This window comes from Streptomyces sp. NPDC002698 (genome assembly GCF_042888945.1).
GTDB lineage: Bacteria > Actinomycetota > Actinomycetes > Streptomycetales > Streptomycetaceae > Streptomyces.
The window spans coordinates 56192-78390 of sequence record NZ_JBIAQM010000004.1 but is presented as its reverse complement, the minus strand read 5'-3'; the positions used below and the strand labels follow the sequence as shown (position 1 = coordinate 78390).

General features: G+C 72.8%; 20 protein-coding genes and 1 pseudogene. 9 read left to right on the top strand and 12 right to left on the bottom strand.

The genetic code is table 11. The annotated features are described in order from the left end of the window. Window positions 1–89 precede the first annotated feature (89 nt). The 5 genes from ACFYW9_RS07445 to ACFYW9_RS07425 form a co-directional block, all read right to left on the bottom strand. Window positions 90–3086, bottom strand: coding sequence for an AAA family ATPase (locus ACFYW9_RS07445; RefSeq protein WP_389145977.1), 2997 nt, complete (start codon window positions 3084–3086; stop codon window positions 90–92). A 55-nt stretch (window positions 3087–3141) separates the two neighbouring features. Then, entirely contained in the window at window positions 3142–4305 is a 1164-nt protein-coding gene (locus ACFYW9_RS07440; RefSeq protein ID WP_389145974.1) for an exonuclease SbcCD subunit D, read from the bottom strand. A 109-nt stretch (window positions 4306–4414) separates the two neighbouring features. Then, complete coding sequence (locus tag ACFYW9_RS07435) at window positions 4415–5041, bottom strand: YigZ family protein (protein WP_389145971.1); 627 nt, start codon at window positions 5039–5041, stop codon at window positions 4415–4417. Window positions 5042–5428: 387 nt separating this feature from the next. Continuing rightward, complete coding sequence (locus ACFYW9_RS07430; protein ID WP_389145968.1) at window positions 5429–5971, bottom strand: SixA phosphatase family protein; 543 nt, start codon at window positions 5969–5971, stop codon at window positions 5429–5431. After that, window positions 5968–6780: a hypothetical protein gene (locus ACFYW9_RS07425; protein ID WP_389145965.1), complete on the bottom strand. Its 813-nt coding sequence runs from the start codon at window positions 6778–6780 to the stop codon at window positions 5968–5970. The genes ACFYW9_RS07430 and ACFYW9_RS07425 overlap by 4 nt, the downstream gene beginning before the upstream one ends. 296 nt (window positions 6781–7076) lie before the next feature. On the opposite strand from ACFYW9_RS07425, the pseudogene ACFYW9_RS07420 reads away from it, so the two are divergent. From ACFYW9_RS07420 to ppk2, 5 genes and pseudogenes are all read left to right on the top strand, one after another. After that, window positions 7077–8877 (top strand): annotated as a pseudogene (locus tag ACFYW9_RS07420) (TIGR03767 family metallophosphoesterase). 157 nt (window positions 8878–9034) lie between these two features. Further along, on the top strand, window positions 9035–9907 hold the full coding sequence (locus tag ACFYW9_RS07415; protein WP_389146721.1) for an alpha/beta fold hydrolase: 873 nt from the start codon (window positions 9035–9037) through the stop codon (window positions 9905–9907). Window positions 9908–9935: 28 nt separating this feature from the next. Continuing rightward, the gene (locus ACFYW9_RS07410; RefSeq protein ID WP_326789079.1) at window positions 9936–10343 is read left to right on the top strand and encodes a CoA-binding protein; all 408 of its coding nucleotides are present in this window, start codon (window positions 9936–9938) and stop codon (window positions 10341–10343) included. Between the two features lie 92 nt (window positions 10344–10435). Continuing rightward, window positions 10436–10876: a GNAT family N-acetyltransferase gene (locus ACFYW9_RS07405; RefSeq protein WP_389145961.1), complete on the top strand. Its 441-nt coding sequence runs from the start codon at window positions 10436–10438 to the stop codon at window positions 10874–10876. Window positions 10877–11248: 372 nt separating this feature from the next. After that, a complete protein-coding gene (gene ppk2 / locus ACFYW9_RS07400) occupies window positions 11249–12184 on the top strand; it encodes a polyphosphate kinase 2 (RefSeq protein ID WP_389145958.1) in 936 nt (311 codons plus the stop codon). A 36-nt stretch (window positions 12185–12220) separates the two neighbouring features. Here the strand turns inward: ppk2 and ACFYW9_RS07395 are convergent, their stop codons facing one another. Continuing rightward, on the bottom strand, window positions 12221–12580 hold the full coding sequence (locus ACFYW9_RS07395; RefSeq protein WP_326789076.1) for a metalloregulator ArsR/SmtB family transcription factor: 360 nt from the start codon (window positions 12578–12580) through the stop codon (window positions 12221–12223). Between the two features lie 391 nt (window positions 12581–12971). Between ACFYW9_RS07395 and ACFYW9_RS07390 the strand changes: the two genes are divergently transcribed. After that, the gene (locus tag ACFYW9_RS07390) at window positions 12972–13940 is read left to right on the top strand and encodes a cation diffusion facilitator family transporter (RefSeq protein ID WP_389146718.1); all 969 of its coding nucleotides are present in this window, start codon (window positions 12972–12974) and stop codon (window positions 13938–13940) included. A 63-nt stretch (window positions 13941–14003) separates the two neighbouring features. Here ACFYW9_RS07390 and ACFYW9_RS07385 read toward each other — a convergent pair whose 3' ends face one another. Both ACFYW9_RS07385 and ACFYW9_RS07380 read right to left on the bottom strand, forming a co-directional pair. Further along, complete coding sequence (locus ACFYW9_RS07385) at window positions 14004–14564, bottom strand: YbaK/EbsC family protein (protein ID WP_389145954.1); 561 nt, start codon at window positions 14562–14564, stop codon at window positions 14004–14006. A 91-nt stretch (window positions 14565–14655) separates the two neighbouring features. After that, window positions 14656–15228 (bottom strand): helix-turn-helix domain-containing protein, encoded by a 573-nt coding sequence (locus tag ACFYW9_RS07380; protein WP_389145951.1) that lies wholly within the window; start codon window positions 15226–15228, stop codon window positions 14656–14658. A gap of 93 nt (window positions 15229–15321) precedes the next feature. On the opposite strand from ACFYW9_RS07380, the gene ACFYW9_RS07375 reads away from it, so the two are divergent. Next, window positions 15322–16179 (top strand): EamA family transporter, encoded by an 858-nt coding sequence (locus ACFYW9_RS07375; RefSeq protein WP_389145948.1) that lies wholly within the window; start codon window positions 15322–15324, stop codon window positions 16177–16179. 65 nt (window positions 16180–16244) lie between these two features. Here the strand turns inward: ACFYW9_RS07375 and ACFYW9_RS07370 are convergent, their stop codons facing one another. Continuing rightward, window positions 16245–17063, bottom strand: a complete 819-nt coding sequence (locus ACFYW9_RS07370; protein WP_351865952.1) for an acyltransferase — start codon at window positions 17061–17063, stop codon at window positions 16245–16247. A 142-nt stretch (window positions 17064–17205) separates the two neighbouring features. Between ACFYW9_RS07370 and ACFYW9_RS07365 the strand changes: the two genes are divergently transcribed. Beyond that, entirely contained in the window at window positions 17206–17736 is a 531-nt protein-coding gene (locus ACFYW9_RS07365; RefSeq protein ID WP_351865955.1) for a gamma carbonic anhydrase family protein, read from the top strand. A gap of 6 nt (window positions 17737–17742) precedes the next feature. Here the strand turns inward: ACFYW9_RS07365 and ACFYW9_RS07360 are convergent, their stop codons facing one another. From ACFYW9_RS07360 to ACFYW9_RS07350, 3 genes are all read right to left on the bottom strand, one after another. Continuing rightward, window positions 17743–18393, bottom strand: coding sequence for a DedA family protein (locus tag ACFYW9_RS07360; RefSeq protein WP_389145942.1), 651 nt, complete (start codon window positions 18391–18393; stop codon window positions 17743–17745). A 137-nt stretch (window positions 18394–18530) separates the two neighbouring features. Then, entirely contained in the window at window positions 18531–19583 is a 1053-nt protein-coding gene (locus ACFYW9_RS07355) for an NAD-dependent epimerase/dehydratase family protein (RefSeq protein WP_389145939.1), read from the bottom strand. Window positions 19584–19686: 103 nt separating this feature from the next. Beyond that, window positions 19687–21549: a LamG-like jellyroll fold domain-containing protein gene (locus ACFYW9_RS07350; protein WP_389145936.1), complete on the bottom strand. Its 1863-nt coding sequence runs from the start codon at window positions 21547–21549 to the stop codon at window positions 19687–19689. Between the two features lie 239 nt (window positions 21550–21788). Between ACFYW9_RS07350 and ACFYW9_RS07345 the strand changes: the two genes are divergently transcribed. Then, window positions 21789–22193, top strand: a complete 405-nt coding sequence (locus tag ACFYW9_RS07345; RefSeq protein WP_389145933.1) for a PaaI family thioesterase — start codon at window positions 21789–21791, stop codon at window positions 22191–22193. Window positions 22194–22199: the final 6 nt, after the last annotated feature.

Here is a 22199-nt window from a genome sequence, read left to right as displayed (position 1 = left end):
CCGGCGACGGGCCGGGACGGCAATCGGCCAGGAGGGCGACCGACCGGCCGAAGCGATGACGGCCGGGAGGGCTCCCCTGCCGCCGCCGATCACGCGCCCCGCTGCCGCACGACCGACCCCGTTCTCCCCTTCACGACCTCCAGCTGAGCGTGGATGCGGCGGCGCAGGTCGCCGACGTGGCTGACGATGCCGACGCTGCGGTCGCGTTCCCGCAGCGAGTCGAGGACGTCGAGCACCTCGTCGAGGGTCTGGTCGTCGAGGCTTCCGAAGCCCTCGTCGATGAAGAGCGTGTCCAGCCGCACCCCGCCGGCCTCGTCGGTGACCACGTCGGCGAGACCGAGAGCCAGGGCGAGGGAGGCGAAGAAGGTCTCGCCGCCGGACAGCGTCGCCGTGTCGCGCTCCCGTCCGGTCCAGGCGTCCACGACATGCAGTCCGAGCCCGCTGCGTCCGCGGCCCGCCCGGTCGTCGGAGTGCACCAGGGTGTAGCGCCCCGAGGACATCCGCTGGAGGCGGACCGTGGCGGCGGCGGCTACCTGCTCCAGACGGGCGGCGAGGACGTACGCCTCCAGGCGCATCCTGCGTTCGTTGTCCGCCGAGGTGCCGGCCGCCAGACCGGCCAGCCGGGCCACGCGTTCGTACTCCTCGCGCAGCGGGGCGAGCCGGCGGGCCCCGCCGGTCGCGCGGGTGGAGAGCGCGTTCAGTTCGGTGCAGCGCCGGGCCGCCGCGTCCCGCGCCGACGCGGTGTCCCGCAGCCGCCGGGAGGCGGACTCGGCCGCCCGCTCGGCGGCCCGCAGGTCGACGGGAGGGCGCCGCGCCGCGGCCGCGGTGTCCGCCTCGGCGAGTACGGCGCGCACCGAGGACTCCTCCGACTGCCAGGCGTCGAGCTGCCGTTGGAGATCACGGTGGGCCACGTCGTCGAGCATCGCGGCGGCCGCGGCCTGCGGGGTCTCGAAACCGGCGCGAAAGGCCGCGTCGGCGAGACGCGCGTCGGCGTCCTTGAGGCGCCGCGCGATGTCCTCCGCCGCCCGGACGCCGTCCGCGGCCTCGGTGAGCAGCGCGACCTGCCGCTCGAGCTGCGTGGCCCGCGCGGACACACTCACGGCGGTGCCGCGCGCCTGCTCCAACTCCCGTTCCAGCGAAGCCTTTTCGCGGTCGAGGGAATCCCGGTGCGAGGCCCGTGCGGCAACCCGCCTGGCTGCCTCCTGCTGGGCGGTCAGCCGCCGCTCGTGTTCCCGTTCGGCCTGCTCACGGGCCTCGCGCGCGGCATGCAGCCCGGAGGCCACCGTACGGGCCTCGCCGTGCAGCCGCTCCAGCTCCTCGGCCTGTTCTTCGAGTCGCCGGGTCGACGCGTCGCCCGCCTCCGCGGTCGCGGCGGCCAGCGCCTCGCGTACGACGCCGAGCCGGCGCTCGGCCTCGGCGCGCTTCTCGTCGGCGCCTCGATAGACGGCGAGAGCCCGCTCCTCCGTCTCACGGTCGACATGGCCGGCGATCTTCCGGGCGGGCGCCGGGTGTTCGGTGGCACCGCAGACGGCGCAGGACTCCCCGTCCACCAGACCGGCGGCGAGTTCGGCGGCGATGCCCTGGAGACGCTGTTCCTTCAGGTCGAGCCAGTGGGCGTGTGCCTCGGTGGCCTGCTCGCGCGCGGCCAGGCTCCGGGCGTGGGCGGTCTCCGTGTCCTGGGTCAGCTCGTCGCGCAGCCGGGCCGCCGCGAGCCGCTTGAAAGCCGGTTCGCGCTGCACGGCGAGCTGCTCGGCGCGCGCCGCGGCCTCCTGCGCGGTGTCGACCCGTGCCTCGACTCCCGCGCGGGTCTCCTCCCAGTCGGCCAGCCAGCTCTCGGCGTCCTGGAGGACGTCCTCGTCGGCGCGTTCCTGACGGTCCAAGGAGGCGCGTTCCGTGCCGAGTTCGCCGAGGCGTCGTTCGGCGCGGCGTGCCGATTCCAGGCCGCCCAGTTCCTCGGCCGCCTTGCGCGCGGCCGCCGCGAGACCGGGCGCTCCGGCACCGGCGTACGTCTCCGGCAGGGCGGCTCGCGTGCGGGTCTCCTCGGTGACCGCGCGCCGGTGCTCGGCTTCGGCGGCGTCGCGCAGTTCGAGTGCGGGAGCCACGGTCTCGGCCTTGCGGGCTCGCTCCATGCGCGTGCGGGCGTCCCCGTGGGCGTCGGCGCGCCGCTCCAGCCGTGCGGCCCGCTCCTGCGCCTCGGTGAACCGGCGCTGCAGCCGGTCGACTTCGCGTACGTCGTCGAGCGCGCGGTCGGCCGCCGCCTGCGCCGATTCCGCGGCGTCACGGGCGCGGTCGGCGACGGTCAGCACCTCGCGAGCCGTGCTGCGGGCCACCGCGGCCCAGGCGAGCACCGAGCCGGCGAGGCCCGGATCGCCGGGCGCGAGGTCGGGCAGCGGCTCCTCGACGATGGGTCCGGCCGCCTGCTGCATCCGGTGCGCGTCGGCCAGCAACGCGGTGTCCCCGGACCGCACTTCGGCCTCGGCGGCGCGCCGCCGCTCGGCGAGGCGCTTTTCGACCTCGGCGAAGCGGTGGGTGTCGAAGAGCCTGCCGAGCAGTTTGCCGCGGGCCTCGGCGTCGGCCCGCAGGAAGCGCGCGAAGTCTCCCTGGGGCAGCAGCACGACCTGGCAGAACTGTTCGCGGCTCATGCCGAGCAGCTGCGTGATCTCCTCGCCGATCTCCTGGTGGGAGCGGCTGAGGTCCTTCCAGGAGCCGGCCGCGGAGTCGTACTCGCGCAGCCAGGTCTGGGCCTTCTCGGTCGTCATGCCCTTGCCGCGCAGCTTGGGGCGCTCCCAGGGCGGCTGCCGGGTGACCTCCAGCCGGCGTCCGGAGACGCTGAGTTCGAGGCGGATCTCGGTGCGGACGTCGGGTGTCGCGTGGTCGCTGCGCAGTCCGAGGCCCTGACCGTTCTGCCGGGCGCCGGGAACCGCTCCGTACAGCGCGTAGCAGACGGCGTCGAGGACGGAGGTCTTGCCCGCGCCCGTCGGTCCGTGGAGCAGGAAGAGCCCGGCGGCGGACAGTTCGTCGAAGTCGACCCGCTGGGCGGCGCCGAACGGGCCGAAGGCGGTGATGTCCAGGCGGTGCAGCCTCATCGGGTTCCCTCGGTCTCCGGGCGGGTGGCCCCCTGGGTGTGCGGCGGACGTGGTGTCACCGGGCGCTCTCCCGTACGCTCTCGTCGGCCCGGACGGCGTCGAACGCGTCCTGGAGAACGGCCTGTTCCCGGGTGTCGGGACCCACGCCGCGGACATGGGCCACGAAGTCCTCGGCGATCTCTTCCTCGCTGCGGCCCGCGATCCGGCGGGCGTACGAGACGCCCGGGGCCTCCGGGGAGCGTTCCGGGTCGAAGACGAGGCTGAGCGTGTGGGGGAAGCGCCCTGCCAGCCGCGCCATGGGGTCGGAGGGCCGCACCGGGTCGGTGAGGGTCGCCTCGACCCAGGAGTCCGTGTGACGGTCGAGCGCCGGGTCGGCGAGCAGGTCCTCCAGGTGCCCGCGGAGGCGGGCGAGGGGGCGGGGCACCGGGCAGTCGATCCGCTCGGCGGCCAGGGAGCCGTCGGGGCCGAGATCCACGAGCCACATGCTCTTGCGGTGGTCGGCCTCGGAGAAGGAGTACGGCAGCGGGGATCCCGAGTAGCGCACGCGCTCGGTGATGACCTGACTGCCGTGCAGGTGCCCGAGGGCGGTGTAGTCGACTCCGCCGAAGACTCCGGCGGGCACGGAGGCGACGCCGCCGACGGTGATGTCCCGCTCGCTGTCGCTCACCTCGCCGCCGGTGACGAAGGCGTGGGCGAGGACGACGGAGCGGGTGCCCGGCGCACGGCCGGCGAGGTCGGCGCGCACCCGGTCCATGGCGGCGGCCAGCACGGTCTCATGACCGGCCTTCTCCACCCCGAACTCGTCCTTCACCAGGGCGGGTTCGAGATAGGGCAGGCCGTAGAAGGCGACATCGCCGTGGGCGTCGGCCAGCATCACCGGTGTGCCACAGCCCGCGGGGTCGGTGCGCAGATGAACGCCCGCACGCCCGATGAGTCCGGCGCCGACGCCGAGCCTGCGCGCCGAGTCGTGGTTCCCGGAGATCATCACGGTGGGCACGCCGAGGCCGGCCAGGCGGTGCAGGGCGTCGTCGAAGAGCTGGACCGCGGCCAGCGGCGGCACGGCACGGTCGTACACGTCTCCCGAGACGACCACCGCGTCGACCTCGCGCTCGCGCGCGGTCGTGACGAGATGGCCGATGAAGCGGGACTGGGCGTCGAGCATGTTCACCCGGTGGAACGCCCGGCCCAGATGCCAGTCGGAAGTGTGCAGGAGCCTCATGATCCCCGAAGAGTAACGGCCGGGCCTGACATCACGGGCGGTTACTCCCGTATCGGCCCGCCCTGACCGCCTCCGGAACACGACGGTCGGTCCCGTTTCGCCCGGATCGTCACGCGTCTCCGTAGGCCTCCCCGCCCAGCTCGAAGCCGGCCGTCCCCGCGGTCACGTCGGCCAACCAGGCCCGGAAGGACTCGACATCGGCGTCCGGCAGCCCGATCTCGATGGTGACGGCCTCGCCGTAACGCACATCACGCACCTCACGGCCGGTGGACCGCAGATCGTTCTGCACCTTGCCGGCCCGCTGGTGGTCGACGGTGACCGTGGCCAGCCGGAAGCGCCGCCGGGTGATCGTGCCCAGCGCGTCCAGCGCCTCGCCCACCGAGCCGCCGTACGCCCTGATCAGTCCGCCGGCACCCAGCTTGACCCCGCCGTAGTAGCGGGTGACGACGGCGACGACGTACCGCATGTCGCGGCGCAGCAGCATCTGGAGCATGGGCACGCCCGCGGTGCCGCCCGGTTCGCCGTCGTCGCTCGCCTTCTGCACGGCGCCGTCGGCTCCGATGACGTACGCGAAGCAGTTGTGCGTGGCGTCCGCGTGTTCCTTCCTGACGGCCGCGACGAAGTCCTGGGCCTCCCGCTCGGTGGCCGCCGGGGCGAGGGCGCACAGGAATCGGGAGCGGTTGACCTCGGTCTCGTGCACGCCCGCGTGGGCCACTGTGCGGTACTCGTCCTGCATCACGCCAGCGTATGCGCTGTAAGCCCACGCGGCCGACGGGCCGGCCCCAGGCCGGCACCCGGGCCCACGATCAGGCACCGCACGCGCGCGTGGTCGACGAACGGCGGACGGCGGACGGCGGACGGCCCGAGCTCGTCCGCGGCCCGCGGGCACGCGTGCGTGGCGGATGGCGGGCGGGGAACGGTGGACGGAGCGAGCTCGTCCGGGCGAGCGGCGCGGTCACACCGCCTCCCCGCCCGGCCACCGGTGCGCACCCTCTCTGCCCCGCGCGGGCGCGCGGGCGCGCTGTCACGCGGGCGCGCTGTCACGCGGGAGGTACAGCGCCGGGCACCGCGCCGGGTGACGGCCGGCCCGGCCCGTCGGCCCCGGGCGCACGTCGGCCGAGATTCACTCCTTCTTGCCCCTCGGCACGACGACGTCCGTCAACAGAGCGTCGCCGGGACCGAGTTGGTGCCAGGCGCTGCCGTGCCAGACCAGGACCGCGACGGCCGAGGTCGGGAACTTCGTCCGGACGTGGTCCAGCGTGTCGTCGAAACCGTCCCCCGCCAGTTCGAGAACCAGCTCCTCGAGGCCCGGGTTGTGCCCGATCAGCAGCAAGGTCCGTACATGCTCCGGGACTTCGCTCATGGATTGCAGCAACTCCGGTATGTCCGCCCCGTACAACCTCTCATCGAACCGTACGGGCGGCGGAGTGCCCCACTGTTCGGCCGCCAGCTCCCAGGTCTCCCGGGCACGTACGGCGGTCGAGCACAGCGCGAGGTCCGGCAGCAGGTCGGCTCCCGCCATGGCGCGTCCGGCGGCGGGGGCGTCTCGGCGGCCGCGCGTCGCGAGCGGCCGTTCGTGGTCGGGCACTCCGTCGGGCCAGGCGGACTTGGCGTGCCGCAGGACGACCAGTCTTCGCCTCGGGCCGGCGGCGGCGCGCGTGTTCACAGCGACGCTCCGATCTCGCGGGTGAGTTCGAGGCCGAGCAGCCGGTCCGCGTAGGCGTACGTCTCGAAGCGGGCTCCCTCCGCGACGTCCGACGTCTCGACCCACCGCAGCACGTCCAGCACGGCGAGGACGTCCAGATCGTCCTCCCAGGCGGCGCGCAACCGCAGGCGTACGTCCTCGGGGACCGGCTTGGAGGGACGGGTGGCCCATCCGGCGACGGCGGAGCGCCAGCGCCCGAGCGTGCTCTCCGCCTCCGCCAGGGCGTCCGCGTCGAGGCGCAGGGGCAGGTCCCGGCGCCACGCGAGCAGAGCCAGCCGCAGCACGGTGGGATCCCCGGGAAGGGGCGCGGGACCGCTCCCGGTGTCGACGGCCGCCACCTCGACGCGCGGCCCGTCCGTCCCCGCGGCTCCCGGAGCGAGGACGCGCACGGTCCGCGTCGCCGCCGGTCCCGGCTCCGTGTCGCGGTGCTCCTCGAACGGCCGGATTCCCAGTTCGGCGGCGCACGCCCGAAGTCCTGCCTCGCCCCAGGAGCCTGCCGGGTCCGACGGGTCGGACGGGTCCGCTGCGTCGGACGGGTCCGCGGGATGTCCCGCGTCCCGGGCGGCTGCCCCTTCGGGCGCCGAAGTCAGCGTCGCCCAGACGGGGTTGCCGCCGATCTCCAGGGCGCGTACCAGGACATCGGCGACCAGGAGCACCCGTAGACCCGTGAGGCCGAACCCGGGCAGGTGCGCGTGGACGCGGACCAGACCGCGGCGGGCGAGGGCTGCGTCGATGGGTTCGCCCGTGCGGGCGTCGAGGATACGGAGCACGAGGTGAGCCTAGGCGGAGGCACGGCCGGGCGCGGGGAGGTGGGGGCCGTTCCGGACATGCGCCCCGCGCTTCAGGATGTCCGCGCGCCTTTCGGAGTCTCCGGGCGCACGCGCCCGGCGGATGAGGCCCGACGGATGAGCGTCGGCGGATGAGGCCCGGCGGATGAGGGTCGGCCGCGCACCGGCTTCCGCAAGCCATCACGCGGCGTTCACGGCCGCGCCACACGCTGGGCCACCGAGGCCTGAATGAGTGGTTCCGCTCAGTGAGTCACTCGGAGGCACCGGAGGGCTGCCCCATGACCGGGACCGAACCCACGTCCGTCATCGGCCGTCGCCGTCTTCTGCTCGCCTCGGGCGCCGCCGTGGCGGCGGGCCTGACGGGCACCGCGGGGGCGCTGCTGCCCCGCCAAGGGCACCCCGCGCCCCAGCGGCGCCCCGCCAGGGCCGTACGCCCGGAGGCTGTCCGCGCCGCGTCCACCACCCTGGAGACGACCGCCCGTCTCGGCGGCCCCTCCCGCCCCGGCGTCTACCGGCGGCTGGTCTCAGGCCCCGGCTGGCCGACTGTCGTACGCGAGGAGCTGGCCGCGGCCCGCACCGGGCGTGAGGACCGGCGGACCCCGCTCACCTGCTTCGTCCAGTTCACCGATCTGCACCTCGCCGACGTGCAGAACCCGCTGCGCACCGAGTTCCTGCGGGCGCGGTCGGCGACCGCGTGGCGGCCGCAGGAAACACTGACCGTCGCGGGCGCGGTGGCGCTCGTGGAACAGGTCAACGCGCTCCGGGCGGGCCCGCACACCGGGCTGCCGCCCGCGTTCGTGATGACGACCGGCGACAACCTCGACAACAACGCGGCGATCGAGCTGGAGTGGTTCCTCACGCTCATGAGCGGCGGCCGGATCACGCCGAACACGGGTGACCCGACCGCGTACGAAGGCGTCCAGAACTCCGGACTGCCCCTCTTCTGGCACCCCGGCGACGCGACCGTACGCGATCTGGACAAGCGGCGCGGGCTGCCGCTGATCCCCGGCCTCCTGGCCGCCGCGACCCGGCCGTTGACCAGCCCGGGACTGCGGATCCCCTGGTACTCCACGGCCGGCAACCACGACGCCCTGCCCGGCGGCTGCCTCTCCCCCGCGCTCGGCGACATCGCCGTCGGCTCCCGCAAGCTCCTCTCGGTACCGGACGCGGAGGCGGCCGCCTACGCGAACGCGCTGCGGACCGGCGACGACCCCAAGAGCGCGGTCCTCACCGCCGTCCTGCGCCGGCACGCGGCAGAGGCGCGGCAGGTGACCCCCGACGAGCGCCGCCGGCTGTGCACCCCGCACGACTACCTGACCGCCCATCTCGACCCCGCGTACACGGGTGCGGGACCGGTCGGGCACGGCTACACGCCGGACCATCTGGACGGGGACCGCCTGTACCACTCCTTCCGGATCGCCGAGAACGTCGTCGGCGTCAGCATCGACACGACGTACCGCAGCGGCCACTACGAGGGCTCACTCGGCACCGACCAGCTCCGCTGGCTGGAGCGGACCCTGACCGCGCACAGTTCACGGTCCTACGACACCGACGGCCGGCTCGTCCGCCGTCCCGGCGCCGACGACGCCCACGTCCTGGTGTTCAGCCACCACCACAGTCCGAGCATGACCCGCCGCCCCGACGCCGCCCGCACCGACGAGCCGCGTCACGACGGCGCCGAGGTCATCGCCCTGCTCTCCCGCTTCCCGAACGTGGTGGCCTGGATCAACGGCCACAGCCACGTCAACCGCGTCACCCCGCACGGGCACCCGGCCCCCGACCGCTCCTTCTGGGAGGTCAACACCGCCTCCCACGTGGACTATCCGCACCACGCCCGGCTGCTCGAACTCGCCGACAACGGGGACGGCACGGTGTCCCTGTTCACCATCCTCGTCGAGTCCGCCGCACCGCGCCTCCGCCGACTTCTCCGACCTGTCGGCGACCGGTCTCGCCTCGCTGTACCGGGAGCTGGCCTACAACGCTCCCGGGCTCGCCGAGGGCATGCGGGCCGGCGTCCAGGAGGGATGGGCGGGCGGCCCGGGCGACCGCAACACCGAGCTGCTGAAAGCCACCACGTGACGCGCACCGCGTCTCCGCGGTCGCGGAGCCCGGCGGATCGGCGGCCACCGGGCTCGGCACCGCGCCGGAGCGGGCCGAGGGCGCGGCCTTGACAATCCGCTTCCGTCGCCGGAAGGCTCACCGACCAGTCGGTATGAAGGAGTGGGCCGTGAACGGCATGCGCATCTCCACCGCCGCCGGTGTGTTCGACGCCATCGCGGCGGGTCCGCCCGAGGGCCGCCCGGTGCTGCTGCTGCACGGTTTCCCGCAGACGGGACCGGCCTGGCGGCGGCAGATCGAGGCGCTGTCCGCGCAGGGCTACCGCGTCGTGGCGCCCGACCAGCGCGGCTACTCCCCCGGGGTCCGCCCGGAGCGGGCCGAGGACTACCGGATCAGCGTCCTGGTCGCGGACGTCGTCGCGATCGCCGAGGAGCTGGGCTGGCCGACGTTCGACCTGGTCGGTCACGACTGGGGCGGCGCGGTGGCGTGGTGGACCGCCGCCGGTCATCCCGGCCGCGTACGGACCCTGACGGTCGTCTCCACCCCGCACCCCGGCACGCTCGCCGAGGCACTGCGCTCCGACGACGACCAGCACGCGCGGTCCCAGTACATGATCGACTGGCGGGAGACGCCCGCGACCGAGAATCGCATGCTGGCCGACGACGCGGCGCTCCTGCGGGCGCTCTACGCGGGAAAGGTCCCGCAGGCCAGTGCCGACGTCTACGTTCGCCACCTGTCCCGGCCGGGCGCCCTCACCGCGGCACTGAACTGGTACCGGTCGGGCCGCCCCGACGGCGAGATCGGCTCCGTCGAGGTGCCCACGCTGTACGTCTGGAGCACGGAGGACACCGCCTTCGGCCCGGGTCCCGCGCAGGAGACCGGGCGTTGGGTCGACGGGCCGTACCGGTTCGAGGTCCTCCCCGGCCTCAGCCACTGGATCCCGGAAGAGGCACCCGAGACACTGAACCGTCTGCTGCTCGACCATCTGCGAGCGGACGGCGGGCGGAATCATCGCGCTCCGCTCACTGTTGACGACAGTGGCAGACACTGACCGATCCCCCTTACCCCGGAGGCCGAGCGTGTACGGCGACTCAGAGACGATCCGCAGGATCCTGACCGAGCAGGGCGACACCTGGGCGATCGTCGGGCTCTCGTCGAACCAGCGCCGCGCGGCCCACGGCGTCGCCGAGGTCCTCCAGCGCTACGGCAAGCGGATCGTGCCCGTGCATCCGAAGGCCGAGACCGTCCACGGGGAGCAGGGGTACGCCTCTCTCGCGGACATCCCCTTCGAGGTCGATGTCGTCGACGTCTTCGTGAACAGTCACCTCGCCGGGCCGGTCGCGGACGAGGCGGTCGCCATCGGCGCCAAGGCCGTCTGGTTCCAGCTCGACGTGATCGACGAGGTCGCGTACGCGCGGACGCGTGCCGCCGGACTCGACATGGTGATGGACCGCTGCCCGGCCATCGAGATTCCGCGGCTGGGCTGACGCGACGGGGCGGCCCCACTCCCGACGGGGCCCGCCGGCGGCTCGGGCCGACGCTGTTGACGGGGGGCGGCCCACACCGGTTTCCTGCTCCGGTGCCCATTCTTCGCATCGAATCGCCGGACGACGAGGCCCGCCTCGCGGACTGGCGGCACGTCCACAACGTGATCGTCCCGCCCGCCGCGATGTCGCTCGCCGAGGTGCGCGAGCGCGTCCGGCGCTACCGCCTGGAGGTCGCCTACCTCGGCGACGTCCTCGTGGGCTGTACGACCGTGCGTCCGCCCACCGGCGACAGCGCGACGGCGACCGTGATCGCCCGCGTGCTGGCCGAGCACCGCGGGCGGGGTCTCGGCGAGGAGCTGTACACACGCGGCCTGGAACAGGCCCGCTCGTCGGGGGCCCGGGTGATCGAGACCGTCGTCCTCGCGGCCAACGAGGACGGACTGCGCTTCGCCCGGCGACACGGTTTCGCCGAGATCGAGCGCTACGTCCTCCCCGGTGAGACCGCGGAGTGGGTCGACCTGAGACTGGGCTGAGCGCCCCGGGCGAGCCGGGTTCCGTCCGCGGAGAGGAGAACCGGCCCGCCGGTCATCGTCATCCGTACGGCTTCACACGGGCAATCCGTGTGACGGCTCGTCACATTACGCGCGGCACGCGATGGCCGAGGGCTGTGGGCCCTCGTGCGTGCGGGCATCTCGACTCCGGCTCGCGTCGCCTTCGTCTCCGGTTCTCCCGCCGTACGCCTCCGGTTGCTTCCATCGAGGAACGGACCACATCACATCAGCGCGCTCCCTCGGCCGCGCGGCCGTGGTGGCGTACGGGATCCGTCCGGCCGTTCCGTCATTCCGGCGGAACGGCATGAACAAGGTGATCGGCGGACAATCGGAGCACGGGAAGAGGAGGGCCGGATGACGGAACTGCTGACAGGGATGCGGGTGGACTACACCGACCACGACGACCCCGTACTGATCCGGCCGGACGGCAGCCCGGTGGACACCTGGCGGGAGAACTACCCGTACGAGCGGCGCATGGAGCGCAAGGAGTACGAGTGGCACAAGCGGCTCCAGCAGATCGAACTGCTGAAGCTGCAGAGCTGGATCAAGGAGACCGGCCGACGGCTCGTCGTCGTCTTCGAGGGGCGCGACGCGGCGGGCAAGGGCGGCACGATCAAGCGGTTCACCGAGCACCTCAACCCGCGCGGCGCACGCGTGGTGGCGCTGGAGAAGCCGACCGAGCGGGAGCGCGGGCAGTGGTACTTCCAGCGGTACGTGGAACATCTGCCGACCGCGGGCGAGATCGTGATGTTCGACCGGTCCTGGTACAACCGGGCGGGCGTGGAGCGGGTCATGGGCTTCTGCACCGACGACGAGTACCGGCGGTTCATGCGCCAGGCGCCGGCCTTCGAGCGGATGCTCGTCGACGACGGCGTGGACCTGATCAAGTTCTGGTTCTCGGTCTCGCAGAGTGAGCAGCGCACCCGCTTCACGATCCGCCAGGTCGACCCGGTACGGCAGTGGAAACTGAGCCCCATGGACCTGGCCTCGCTGGACCTCTGGGACGAGTACACGGCGGCCAAGGTCGCGATGTTCCGCGAGACGGACACCGAGCAGGCGCCGTGGTCCGTGGTGAAGAGCAACGACAAGAAGCGGGCCCGCGTCGAGGCCATGCGCAGTGTCCTCGCCCGCTTCGCCTACGCCGACAAGGACGAGGAGGTCGTCGGCAGCCCCGACCCGAGCATCGTGGGCGCGGCGGCGAACCTGCTGGAGGAGGGCGAGGAGGGCGAGGACGACGCCACGACCGCGATCGGCCACGCGGTCACGGGCGACGGCACGCTCACGCGCTGACGGCCACGCCCCCACCGGACACGGCCGCACGTGGCCTCAGTCGTGCGCCGGGCGGTCGGAGAGCCGGTGGTCGGCCAGGCTCAGCGCCTCGTCGACCACCCGGCGCAGATGACCGTCGCCGAGCGAGTAGATCACCCGGCGCCCTTCCTTCCTCGTGTTCACGAGCCCGGCGAGACGGAGCCGGGCCAGGTGCTGGCTGACGGCCGGGCGGGCCGCTCCGCACCTCTCGGTCAGCGTCGTGACATCGGCCTCGCCACCGGTCAGGGCGTGCAGCAGCGTGAGTCTGGTGCGGTCGGCGAGGAGGGCGAGAAGTTCGGCCGCGAGCGCGAACTGTTCCTCGCCGGGGGTGCGCGGGTGCGCATCGTGCGCAGGTGATAGGTGCATGCGTGCGCTCATACGCACATAATGGCCTCGTGGACACCAGCGCGTCCACTCCCGCGCACGGAAGGGGACGCACGTGAACGAGCGGCACGGCCACGGCCATCACGGGGACGGCGGCCATGACCAGCACCACGGGGACGGTCGCGGCGGCGACGACGACCACGGCGGCAGTCACCGCAGCGACAGCGGCGGCGGCAGCGGCCACGGGAGCGAGGGCACCGGCGGACGGGCACACCGTCACAGCCACCCGCGCCCGGCCCCGGCCCCGGACGGGAACGGGCACGCTCACGGCGACGAGGACGGCCACGGCCCGGGCCACGCACACGCACACGCACACCCTCCGGGCCGGCCGCACCCGCGCACGCGTCCGGGGGGCCACAGCCACCCGCACGGCCACCGGAGCCGGCTGCGCCATATCCTCACCCCGCACTCCCACGCAACGGCGGACAAGCTCGACTCCACGCTGGAAGCGTCGGCCCGGGGCATGCGGGCACTGTGGGTCTCTCTGGCCGTCCTCGGCACAACGGCCTTGGCACAGGCGGTCGTTGTCGTGCTGTCGGCGTCGGTCGCGCTGCTCGGCGACACCGTGCACAACGCGGCCGACGCGCTGACCGCCCTGCCGCTCGGAGTCGCCTTCACCCTCGGCCGCCGCGCGGCGACCCGGCGCTTCACCTACGGCTACGGGCGGGCGGAGGACCTGGCGGGCATCGTGATCGTGCTGACGATCGCGGCCTCCGGCGCCTTCGCGGCCTGGGCGGCGGTCGGCCGGCTGCTCGATCCGCAGACCGTGCGGCACCTCCCGGCGGTCGCGCTCGCCGCCCTCATCGGCTTCGCCGGCAACGAGTGGGTCGCCCGGTACCGCATCCGCGTCGGGCGCGAGATCGGCTCGGCCGCCCTGGTCGCGGACGGACTCCACGCCCGTACCGACGGATTCACCTCACTCGCCGTACTGGTGGGCGCGGGCGGCGCGGCACTCGGGTGGCGACTCGCCGACCCGCTGGTGGGGTTGGCGATCACCGCCGCGATCCTGCTGGTGCTGCGCGATGCCGCCAGGGAGGTCTTCCGGCGCGTGATGGACGCCGTGGAGCCCGAGCTGGTGGACCGGGCCGAGGAGGCACTGCGGCGGGTCGAAGGCGTGCGCGACGTGGGGGAACTGCGGCTGCGCTGGATCGGGCACAGGCTGCGCGCCGAGGTGGCGGTCGTGGTGGACGGCGAGGCGACCGTTCGCCACGCCCACGCCATCGCCGTGGACGCCGAACACGCCCTGCTGCACGCCGTTCCGAGGCTGACCGCCGCCCTGGTCCACGCCGATCCGGCCCCGGCGCCCGGCGAGGCGGACCCGCACCGGACGCTGGCACATCACGCCGCCGCGTGAACGGACAGCGGCTCCCGGCAGGACGCGCCTCACGGACGGACGTGCCTCACGGACGGACGCGCGTCATCCGGCGACGCCCAGTCCCTCCAGGACCACCGCGTTCGGCAGTTCCGCGAACGCCTTGCCCGGCACCAGGAGTTTGCCGCGCCGACGGCCGCTGCCCACCAGGACGTACGGCAGCTCGACGACGGCCGAGTCGACCAACACCGGCCAGTCGCCGGGGAGTCCGACGGGGGTGATGCCGCCGTACTCCATGCCGGTCTCGCCGGTGGCGATGTCCATCGGTGCGAACGAGGCCTTCCGGGCGCCCAGTTGACGGCGTACGACACCGTTGACGTCGACGCGGGTGGCGGACAGGACGAGACACGCGGCCAGCGTGGTCTCGCCGCCCCGCTTGCCCGCGACGACCACGCAGTTGGCGGAGGTGTCGAGCAGCTCCTTGCCGTAGTGCTCGACGAAGACGGCGGTGTCGGCCCACTCGGGGTTCGTCTCGACGTAGACGATCTGCTCGGCGGGGGTGCCACCGCGCCACCCGCGCACCGCGTCGGCGACGGGGCGGATGAGGTCGTCCAGCCGGTCGGGGGCCGGGAAGGCTCGGTCGAAGTGTCCGATGGGTGCGCGCATGACGGCACGCTAACAGCCCCGATGACCCGCCCGGCGGGAGCCTGCCGTGCCCGCGCGGACCGGCTCGCCAGGGGCGGAAGCGGGCGCGGTCTCAGTGCACGAGCGGGACCGACACGGCCATGACCATCTCGACCGGGACCTCGCCCCGGTTGGCGTACGTGTGGGGAGTGTCGGCCTCGAACGAGACGCTCGCTCCCTCGGGGACGTGGTGATCGACGCCGTCGACGGTGAGGGTCAGGTCGCCCGAGATGACGTGCACGAGTTCGACGGTGCCGGAGGGGTGCGGGTCGGAGGGGCTGCCCTCGCCCGGCATGAGCCGCCAGTCCCACATCTCCAGCGGGCCGGGCGCCTCGGTGCCGGCCAGCAGCCGGTTGTAGCTGCCCGCTTCGGTGTGCCACAGCCGTACGGCCTGGTCGGCCGGGACGATCCGGACCCGGGGCCCCTGCTCGTAGTCGAGGAGGGTGGTGATGCTGACGCCGAGCGCGTCACCGATCTTGACGACGGTACCCAGACTGGGATTGGTCCTGGCCTGCTCGATCTGGATGAGCATGCCGCGGCTGACTCCGGCGCGAGCGGCGAGCGCCTCCAGGGTGAAGCCGCGCTCGGTGCGCCAGCGCTTCACGTTGCGCGCCAGGGATTGAGTCAGCAGGTCGAGATCCGACACATTCCGTCCAATATTTTGAATGACAGAGTTCAATCAGGTGAACTATCGTGTGATGCACCTGATCGTTCACCGAACTGTACTGCGAGGCCCCCCGTGACAGCACTCTTCGCCCTGGCCACCAGCCTCCTGTGGGGCCTGGCCGACTTCGGCGGAGGTCTGCTGACCCGGCGCGCCCCCGCTCTCACGGTGGTCGTCGTGTCCCAGTCGATCGCCGCGGTGGTCCTCGGCGCGATCGTCCTGGCCACCGGCGGCTGGAGCGCGGCGGGACCGCAGCTGTGGTTCGCGGTCGCCGCGGGCCTGGTGGGCCCGGTCGCACTGCTCTCCTTCTACAAGGCGCTCGCGCTCGGGCCGATGGGCGTGGTCTCGCCGCTCGGCTCGCTGGCGGTGGCCGTCCCCATCGGCGTCGGCCTGTTCCTCGGGGAGCGCCCGGGACTGACGCAGGTCGCGGGCATCGCGGTCGCCGTCGCGGGGATCGTCCTCGCGGGCGGGCCCCAGCTCCGGGGAGCGCCGGTGCAGCGGCAGGCGATCCTGCTGACCCTGATCGCGGCCGCCGGCTTCGGCACGGTGTTCGCGCTGATCGCGGAAGCCTCGTCGTCGGTCACCGGGCTCTTCCTGGCACTGTTCGTGCAGCGCCTGACGAATGTCGTCACCGGCGGCGTGGCTCTGGCCTTCTCCGTCCGGCGCGGCGCCGCGGCCCTTCCCGAGGGCGGCTTCCCCTGGGCCTCCCTGCCCGCGCTCGCCTTCGTGGGCCTGGCCGACGTCGCGGCCAACGGCACGTACTCGGTCGCCGCCCAGCACGGCCCGGTCACCGTCGCCGCCGTCCTCGCCTCGCTCTACCCGGTGGTCACGGCCCTGGCCGCGCGCGGCGTCCTCAGAGAACGGCTGCGAGGGGTGCAGGCCACCGGAGCGGCGCTGGCGCTGGTCGGCACGGTCCTGCTGGCGACCGGCTGAGCCGGATCCGGCCGTCGGGACGCACCGTCGGGGCGCGCCATCGGGACGCACCGCCGGGACCGCGGTCAGGACTCGGCGCGGACGTCCCCCGACTGCGCGTGCACGTCCTCGGCCGCGTCCCGCGGGTCGAGGTCCAGCTCGGCGAGCCGCGCGACGGTCTCCTCGTCCAGTTCCGCGAGCGCCTGGAGCTGCTCGGGAGTCACCCCGTCGGGGATGGGCACCGGCGGCGGTGTGCGCAGCGGCGGCTGCCATCCGGCGACCGGGTCCCAGCGTCGGACGACCTTCGCGGGAGCTCCGGCGACGACGGAGTGGTCCGGTACCGAACCGCGTACCACCGCGCCCGCGGCGACCACGACGTTCCGTCCGATCCGCGCGCCGGGAAGGATCACGGCGTTGGTCCCGATCCAGCAGCCGGGCCCGATCTCCACGGGCTCCATCCGCGGCCACTGCTTGCCGATGGGCTCGTGCGGATCGTCGTACGAGTGGTTCGTGGACGTGACGTACACGTAGGGCCCGAAGTAGCAGTCGTCGCCGATCGTGACCGTCGTGTCGGCGATGACATGACTGCCGCGGCCGAGCACCACGCCGTTCCCGATGCGCAGGATCGGGTCGGGGCCGAGGTCCAGGTCGGGCATCAGGCCCGCGGTCAGCGTGACCTGCTCGGCGACGATGCAGTACGAGCCGAGGTGGATCCAGGGTTCGCCGAAGACCGTGCCCAGCGGGAAGGCCAGCCGGGTGTTCTCCCCTATGGCACCGAAACGGAAACGGCCCGGCCGCTCGGCCGAGACCGTACCCGCGTGCCGCACCCAGGCCCAGCCCGCGTGGACGGCGCGCTGCGCGAGGCGTCGCCGCCATGATGAGAACGTGTTCTTGCTCCTGGACACCCGCTCACGGTACTCAGCGCGGGACACGCGGACGTGGCCACACGGCTGTGATCTTCGCCCCACCGGAGGTACGCGGGGGCCATGACATACGGTGCCCGTGTACTCAGAAGGCCCGACCACGAGACGACGAGACGGTGACACGGTGACGACGCATCAGGCGCTGATCAAGGGGATCGGCGGCAAGGATCCGCGGCTGGACGAGGAGGCGTTCGTCTCCCCCACCTCCGTGGTCATCGGGGACGTCACGCTGGGGGCGGGCGCGAGTGTCTGGTACGGCGCGGTGCTGCGCGCCGACTGCGGCCCGATCGTCATCGGCGCCGGCAGCAATGTGCAGGACAACTGCAGTCTGCATGTGGACCCCGGCTTCCCCATCACGGTCGGGGAGCGGGTCTCGGTCGGCCACAACGCCGTACTGCACGGCGCCACCGTGGAGGACGACTGCCTGATCGGCATGGGGGCGACGGTGCTCAACGGCGCCGTGATCGGGGCCGGCTCACTGGTGGCCGCGCAGGCGCTGGTGCCGCAGGGGATGCGGGTCCCGCCGGGCTCGCTCGTCGCGGGTGTCCCCGCGAAGGTCAAGCGTCCGCTGACCGACGAGGAACGCGAGGGTCTCTCGCTGAACGGCGTCTTCTACGTGGAACTGGCGAAGGCACACCGCGAGATCCACGAGTAGACCGCTCTACTCGGCGGCGGGGACGGGCTCCGTCTCCGCCGCGGCGTGCCCCGCCGTGGCCTTCTTGGCCTTGCGGCGCACGATCAGCATCGAGGCGAGACCGACGAGCACCGCGGCGACCAGGCCGAGGTACGAGAAGCGCTTCAGCCAGGACTCGGCGACGACACCCACGTAGTAGATGACGGCGGTGGTGCCGCCGGCCCAGAGAATGCCGCCGAGGACGTTGGCGATCAGGAACTTCCAGTACGGCATCCGCAGCACACCGGCGAGCGGGCCCGCGAAGATCCGCAGCAGGGCGACGAAGCGGCCGAAGAAGACGGCCCACATGCCCCACTTCTGGAAGGAACGCTCGGCCGTGGCGACATGGGCCTCGCCGAAGTGCCTGGGGAACTTCGCTCCGAGCCAGGCGAGCATCGGGCGTCCGCCCTTGCGGCCGATGGCGTAGCCGATGGAGTCGCCGATGATCGCCCCGAGGCTGGCGCAGACACCGAGGATGACGGGGTTGACGCTGTCGTGCTGCGAGGAGAGCAGCGCCGCGGAGACCAGGACGATCTCCCCGGGCAGCGGGATGCCCAGGCTCTCCAGGCCGATGACCAGGCCCACGAGCGCGTAGACACTGACCGCCGGCACCGTCTCGAGCCATTCCTGGACGTGCAACGCCGGTTCCTCCCGTTTCGGTGTACGTGACCCGGGCGACCGCGTTCCGCATGATCACCGAGGTGCGCTTCCCCCGGAGCGCCCGCCGGGAAGCCTACCTGGTCGTCCTGAACAGCGGCCCGGACGTGTGGGGCTCGTCACGTCCTCCGGTGCCTCCAGCTCTCGTAGTGGTCGAGCAGGGTCTCCTCGACCGGGCGGTAGGTGATGCCCAGTTCCCGCACGCTCCGGGTGTTGTCCACGCGGAACCGGATGCCGAGGTGTTTGCGGATGTAGTCCTGGGTCAGTCCGAACGCCGGGCCGAGGATGCGCACCGGCCAGTGCGGGAGCGCGGTGCGGGGCAGCCGGAGGGAGCGGGGGTACCGGCCGCGGATGACGCGTGCCATGTCGTGGAAGGACGTCATCGTCTCGGCCGCGACGATGTACCGGCCCTTGGCACCGTCGTGCTCCGCCGCCGCGATGTGCGCGTCCGCGACCTCGCGGACGTCCGCCGTGGTGAAGCTGAAATCGGGTGCGCCGTAGAAGAAGTAGCCCTTGAACAGTTCGTCCAGCAGGAACAGGCTGCCGGATTCCGACGCGGGGGTGAGCGACGGGCCGAGGACCAGACCGGGGTTGACGGACACCAGGCGCCAGCGGTCCTGGGCCGCCTCCGCCTCCCAGGCCGCGCGTTCCGCGAGCGTCTTCGCGTAGTGGTACGGGTTGTTCTCGACCGTGCTGGTGGTGTTGAAGTACTTCTCCGACAGGACACCGCCGTCCATGCCCCGGACGTCGGCGTAGTCGCCGAAGATCGCGCCGACGGTGGAGGTGAGGACCAGTTTCCCGACCGTCGGTGTCCGTTCCACCCCGGCCAGCACGTTGCGCGTGCCGAGCAGCGCCGGGTCGACCATGTCCCGGCGGCCGTCCTTGATCTTCTCCGGCATCAGGAACGGCGACGCCACGTGGAAGACCACGCCGCAGCCGCTCATCGCGGCGTCGAAGGACCCGTCGGCCAGCAGATCCGCCTCGAACAGCTCGAGCCTGCCGGGAAAGGCCTCCTGCATCTCCCGGAGCGGGGACACCTTCGCCGTGTTCGCGGTCGTCCGCACGGTGGTGTGGACCCGGTAGCCCCGTTCCAGCAGCCGCCGCACCAGATGGCTTCCTACGAACCCGCTGCCACCGGTCACCAGAACGGCACCCCGCCCGCTTGCACCCACGCTCGTACTCCTCGATCCCGGTACCCGACTCCGGCTTTCGGGCGGCGCGCGCACCGCCCGATGGCCAGAGTCGGGCATGGACGGCCGGAAGGGAACAGGTGCTCTAGGACGGAGGCCTGAGAAAGTCCCGTACGGGCAGGGCGCGGTCGACGACGCGGGTGTCGCCGATCCAGCCGTAGAAGCCCTGCCCGAAGCTCTCGTCGAACTGGGTGGCACCGATGACGAAGGGCTTGCCGAGCGTCGCGATCCCGGTGGACGGCTGTGTGGGGTTGCGGGCGGTCTTCGAGCCGTCGACGTGGAGCACGGTGCGGCGGCCGTCGTTCACGACCGCGACATGGGTCCAGCGGCCCACCGGAAGCGCGTGACTCCACGAGGTCGGGTCGGCGTCCTGCCGCTCCGGATACACGACGAACTGCAGGAACCGCTCCGGCGACAGATTGAGGCTGCAGGTGGGCTCCAGCGGAGACCAGCCGGTCGTCTTGCCCGCGTCGCCGTTGCGGCCCTCCCAGCTCAGGATGCCCATCCAGGCGTGGTCGCCCTCGAAGGGATCCGGCAGTTTGATGAACGTCTCGATGGTGTAGCCCCGGGTGAACCTCGCACTGTTCAGGGCGGCCCCGGCACGCGTCGTGAGGACGGCGCCGCGGTCCGGGTTCTTCCCGCCGTCGAAGCGGAGGCTGGCGTGGGCGGGCTGGCCCGGATGGTGGTCCGCCGACCAGGTCAGGGCGGCCGGGCCGCTCGCGTGCAGCCGGCTCACGGTCAGGTCGTTCCCGTGGCCCGTGAGGTCCCGTACGACCGTGCCGTCCTCGACGGGAGCACCCGGCGCCGTCCCGGAGCCGTCGAAGCGCCAGTAGGCCACCGTGCCGTGCGGCATCACCGCGGAGGCGGGGCGCGGCTTCGGCGGGACGACGGGCGCGAAGCCCTCGAAGCGCTCGTCGAAGTCGATGCGCAGGCTGAACCGGTCGACAGGGCCGGTCAGTTCGATCGTCTCGGCCTCCAGCGGGGTCCGCTTCTCCGGGTCGCGGGCGAGGAACCACGGCGCGAACGTCTCGACGTCGACGACGCCCCTGGCCAGGTCGAAGGAGTAGGTGCGGATCATCCCGGCGCCGCCGTAGTAGCGGTCCTGGTAGTTGGTGATGTGGACGTGGACATCGTTGTCGTCGTCGTTGGTCAGGACCGTGCGCCCGGGCGGCCAGTAGTGGCCGCCGAGGGCGAGGAAGATCTGGTCGTTGCCCCGGACGAGCCCGTCCCACAGGCGCTTGCCGTTGTCGGAGAGCTGGGCCTTTCCGTCGTCGTCCGACCACGCGATGTCGTGTGTGGTGAGGATGGCGGGAAGCGTCGGATGGGCGTCCAGGACACCCTGGGCCCAGCGCAGCCCCTTGTCCGACACCCGCCAGTCCAGGGCGAGCACCAGCCACTCCCGGCCGGCGGCGCGCAGCACGTGGTAGCTGTTGTAGCCGTCGGGAGAGGCTCCGCGGAAGGTGGGCATGGAGGCGTAGCGCCCGGGGCCGAACGCGGCCAGGTAGGCGGTGTCTCCGCGCTGGTCGTCGGTGGACGACGGGATGTCGTGGTTGCCGGCCAGGACGCTGTAGGGGACCTTGCCGTGGAGGGTGCGGAAGGTGTCGGCGGCGCGTCCGATCTCGTCCTCGGTGCCGTGTTCGGTGACATCGCCGAGGTGCGTCATGAAGGCGATGTTGGCCTCGGCCCGCTCCGCCACGAGGTACCGGAAGGTCGCGCGCAGCGGCTCCGGGTCCGCGCTGTCGGCGTCGAAGAGGTACTGCGTGTCGGGAAGCACGGCCAGCGCGAAGCGCGGGCTCTCGGTGTCGAACCGGCCTCCCCCGCCCGTGGTCGCGGCCCGTGCCGGGGCCGTCGCGAAGGCCGCCGTCGCCGCGCCGGCCGCCGGGACGGCGACCGCCGCGCGCAGCAATGCCCGTCTGTCCGGCCCGTTCTGCTGTCCTGCCGTGCCCATGTGCCCTCCAGGTGAGCGGGATCGGTGTCAGGGGCACGCTGGTGACCGGCCATGACCGGGCGGTGGCAGTGAGCTGAACGACGCGTTGTGATCGCCGCACGATTGGCGTCCGGCGCGCCGACGCGGCGGGCGACCGGATCGCGCACACACTCCGCACCGCCGGAACACCCGCTGAAGGTAAGGGAGTTGATAGAAAGGATCACCGACTTGCGCCCCGTCGTTCCCACAAGGAGCCCGATGTGACCGTGACCGCCGACGACATCTACGCGATGGCCCCCTACGCCAGGACCCTGGGCGTCCGCTTCACGGCCCTGTCCGCCGAGGGGGTGGACGCCGAACTCGATTTCGTGCCCGAACTGTCCACCGCGGGAGGCGGGTTGCACGGGGGCGCGCTGATGGGCCTGGCCGACGTCGCCTCGGCGGTGTGCGCCGCGCTGAACGGCCCCGCGAGCGCGCTCCCGGCCACCACCACCTCGACCACGCACTTCCTGCGGCCGGTACGCGAGGGAGCCGCGTACGCGAAGGCCCGCGTACTGCGGGTGGGACGCGACACGGCGGTCGTGGAATGCGACATCGAGGACGACAGGCACCGGCTCTGCACCCGGGTCACCCAGACGGTGAGCATACGAGTGCCTCGCGGCTGACGGGAC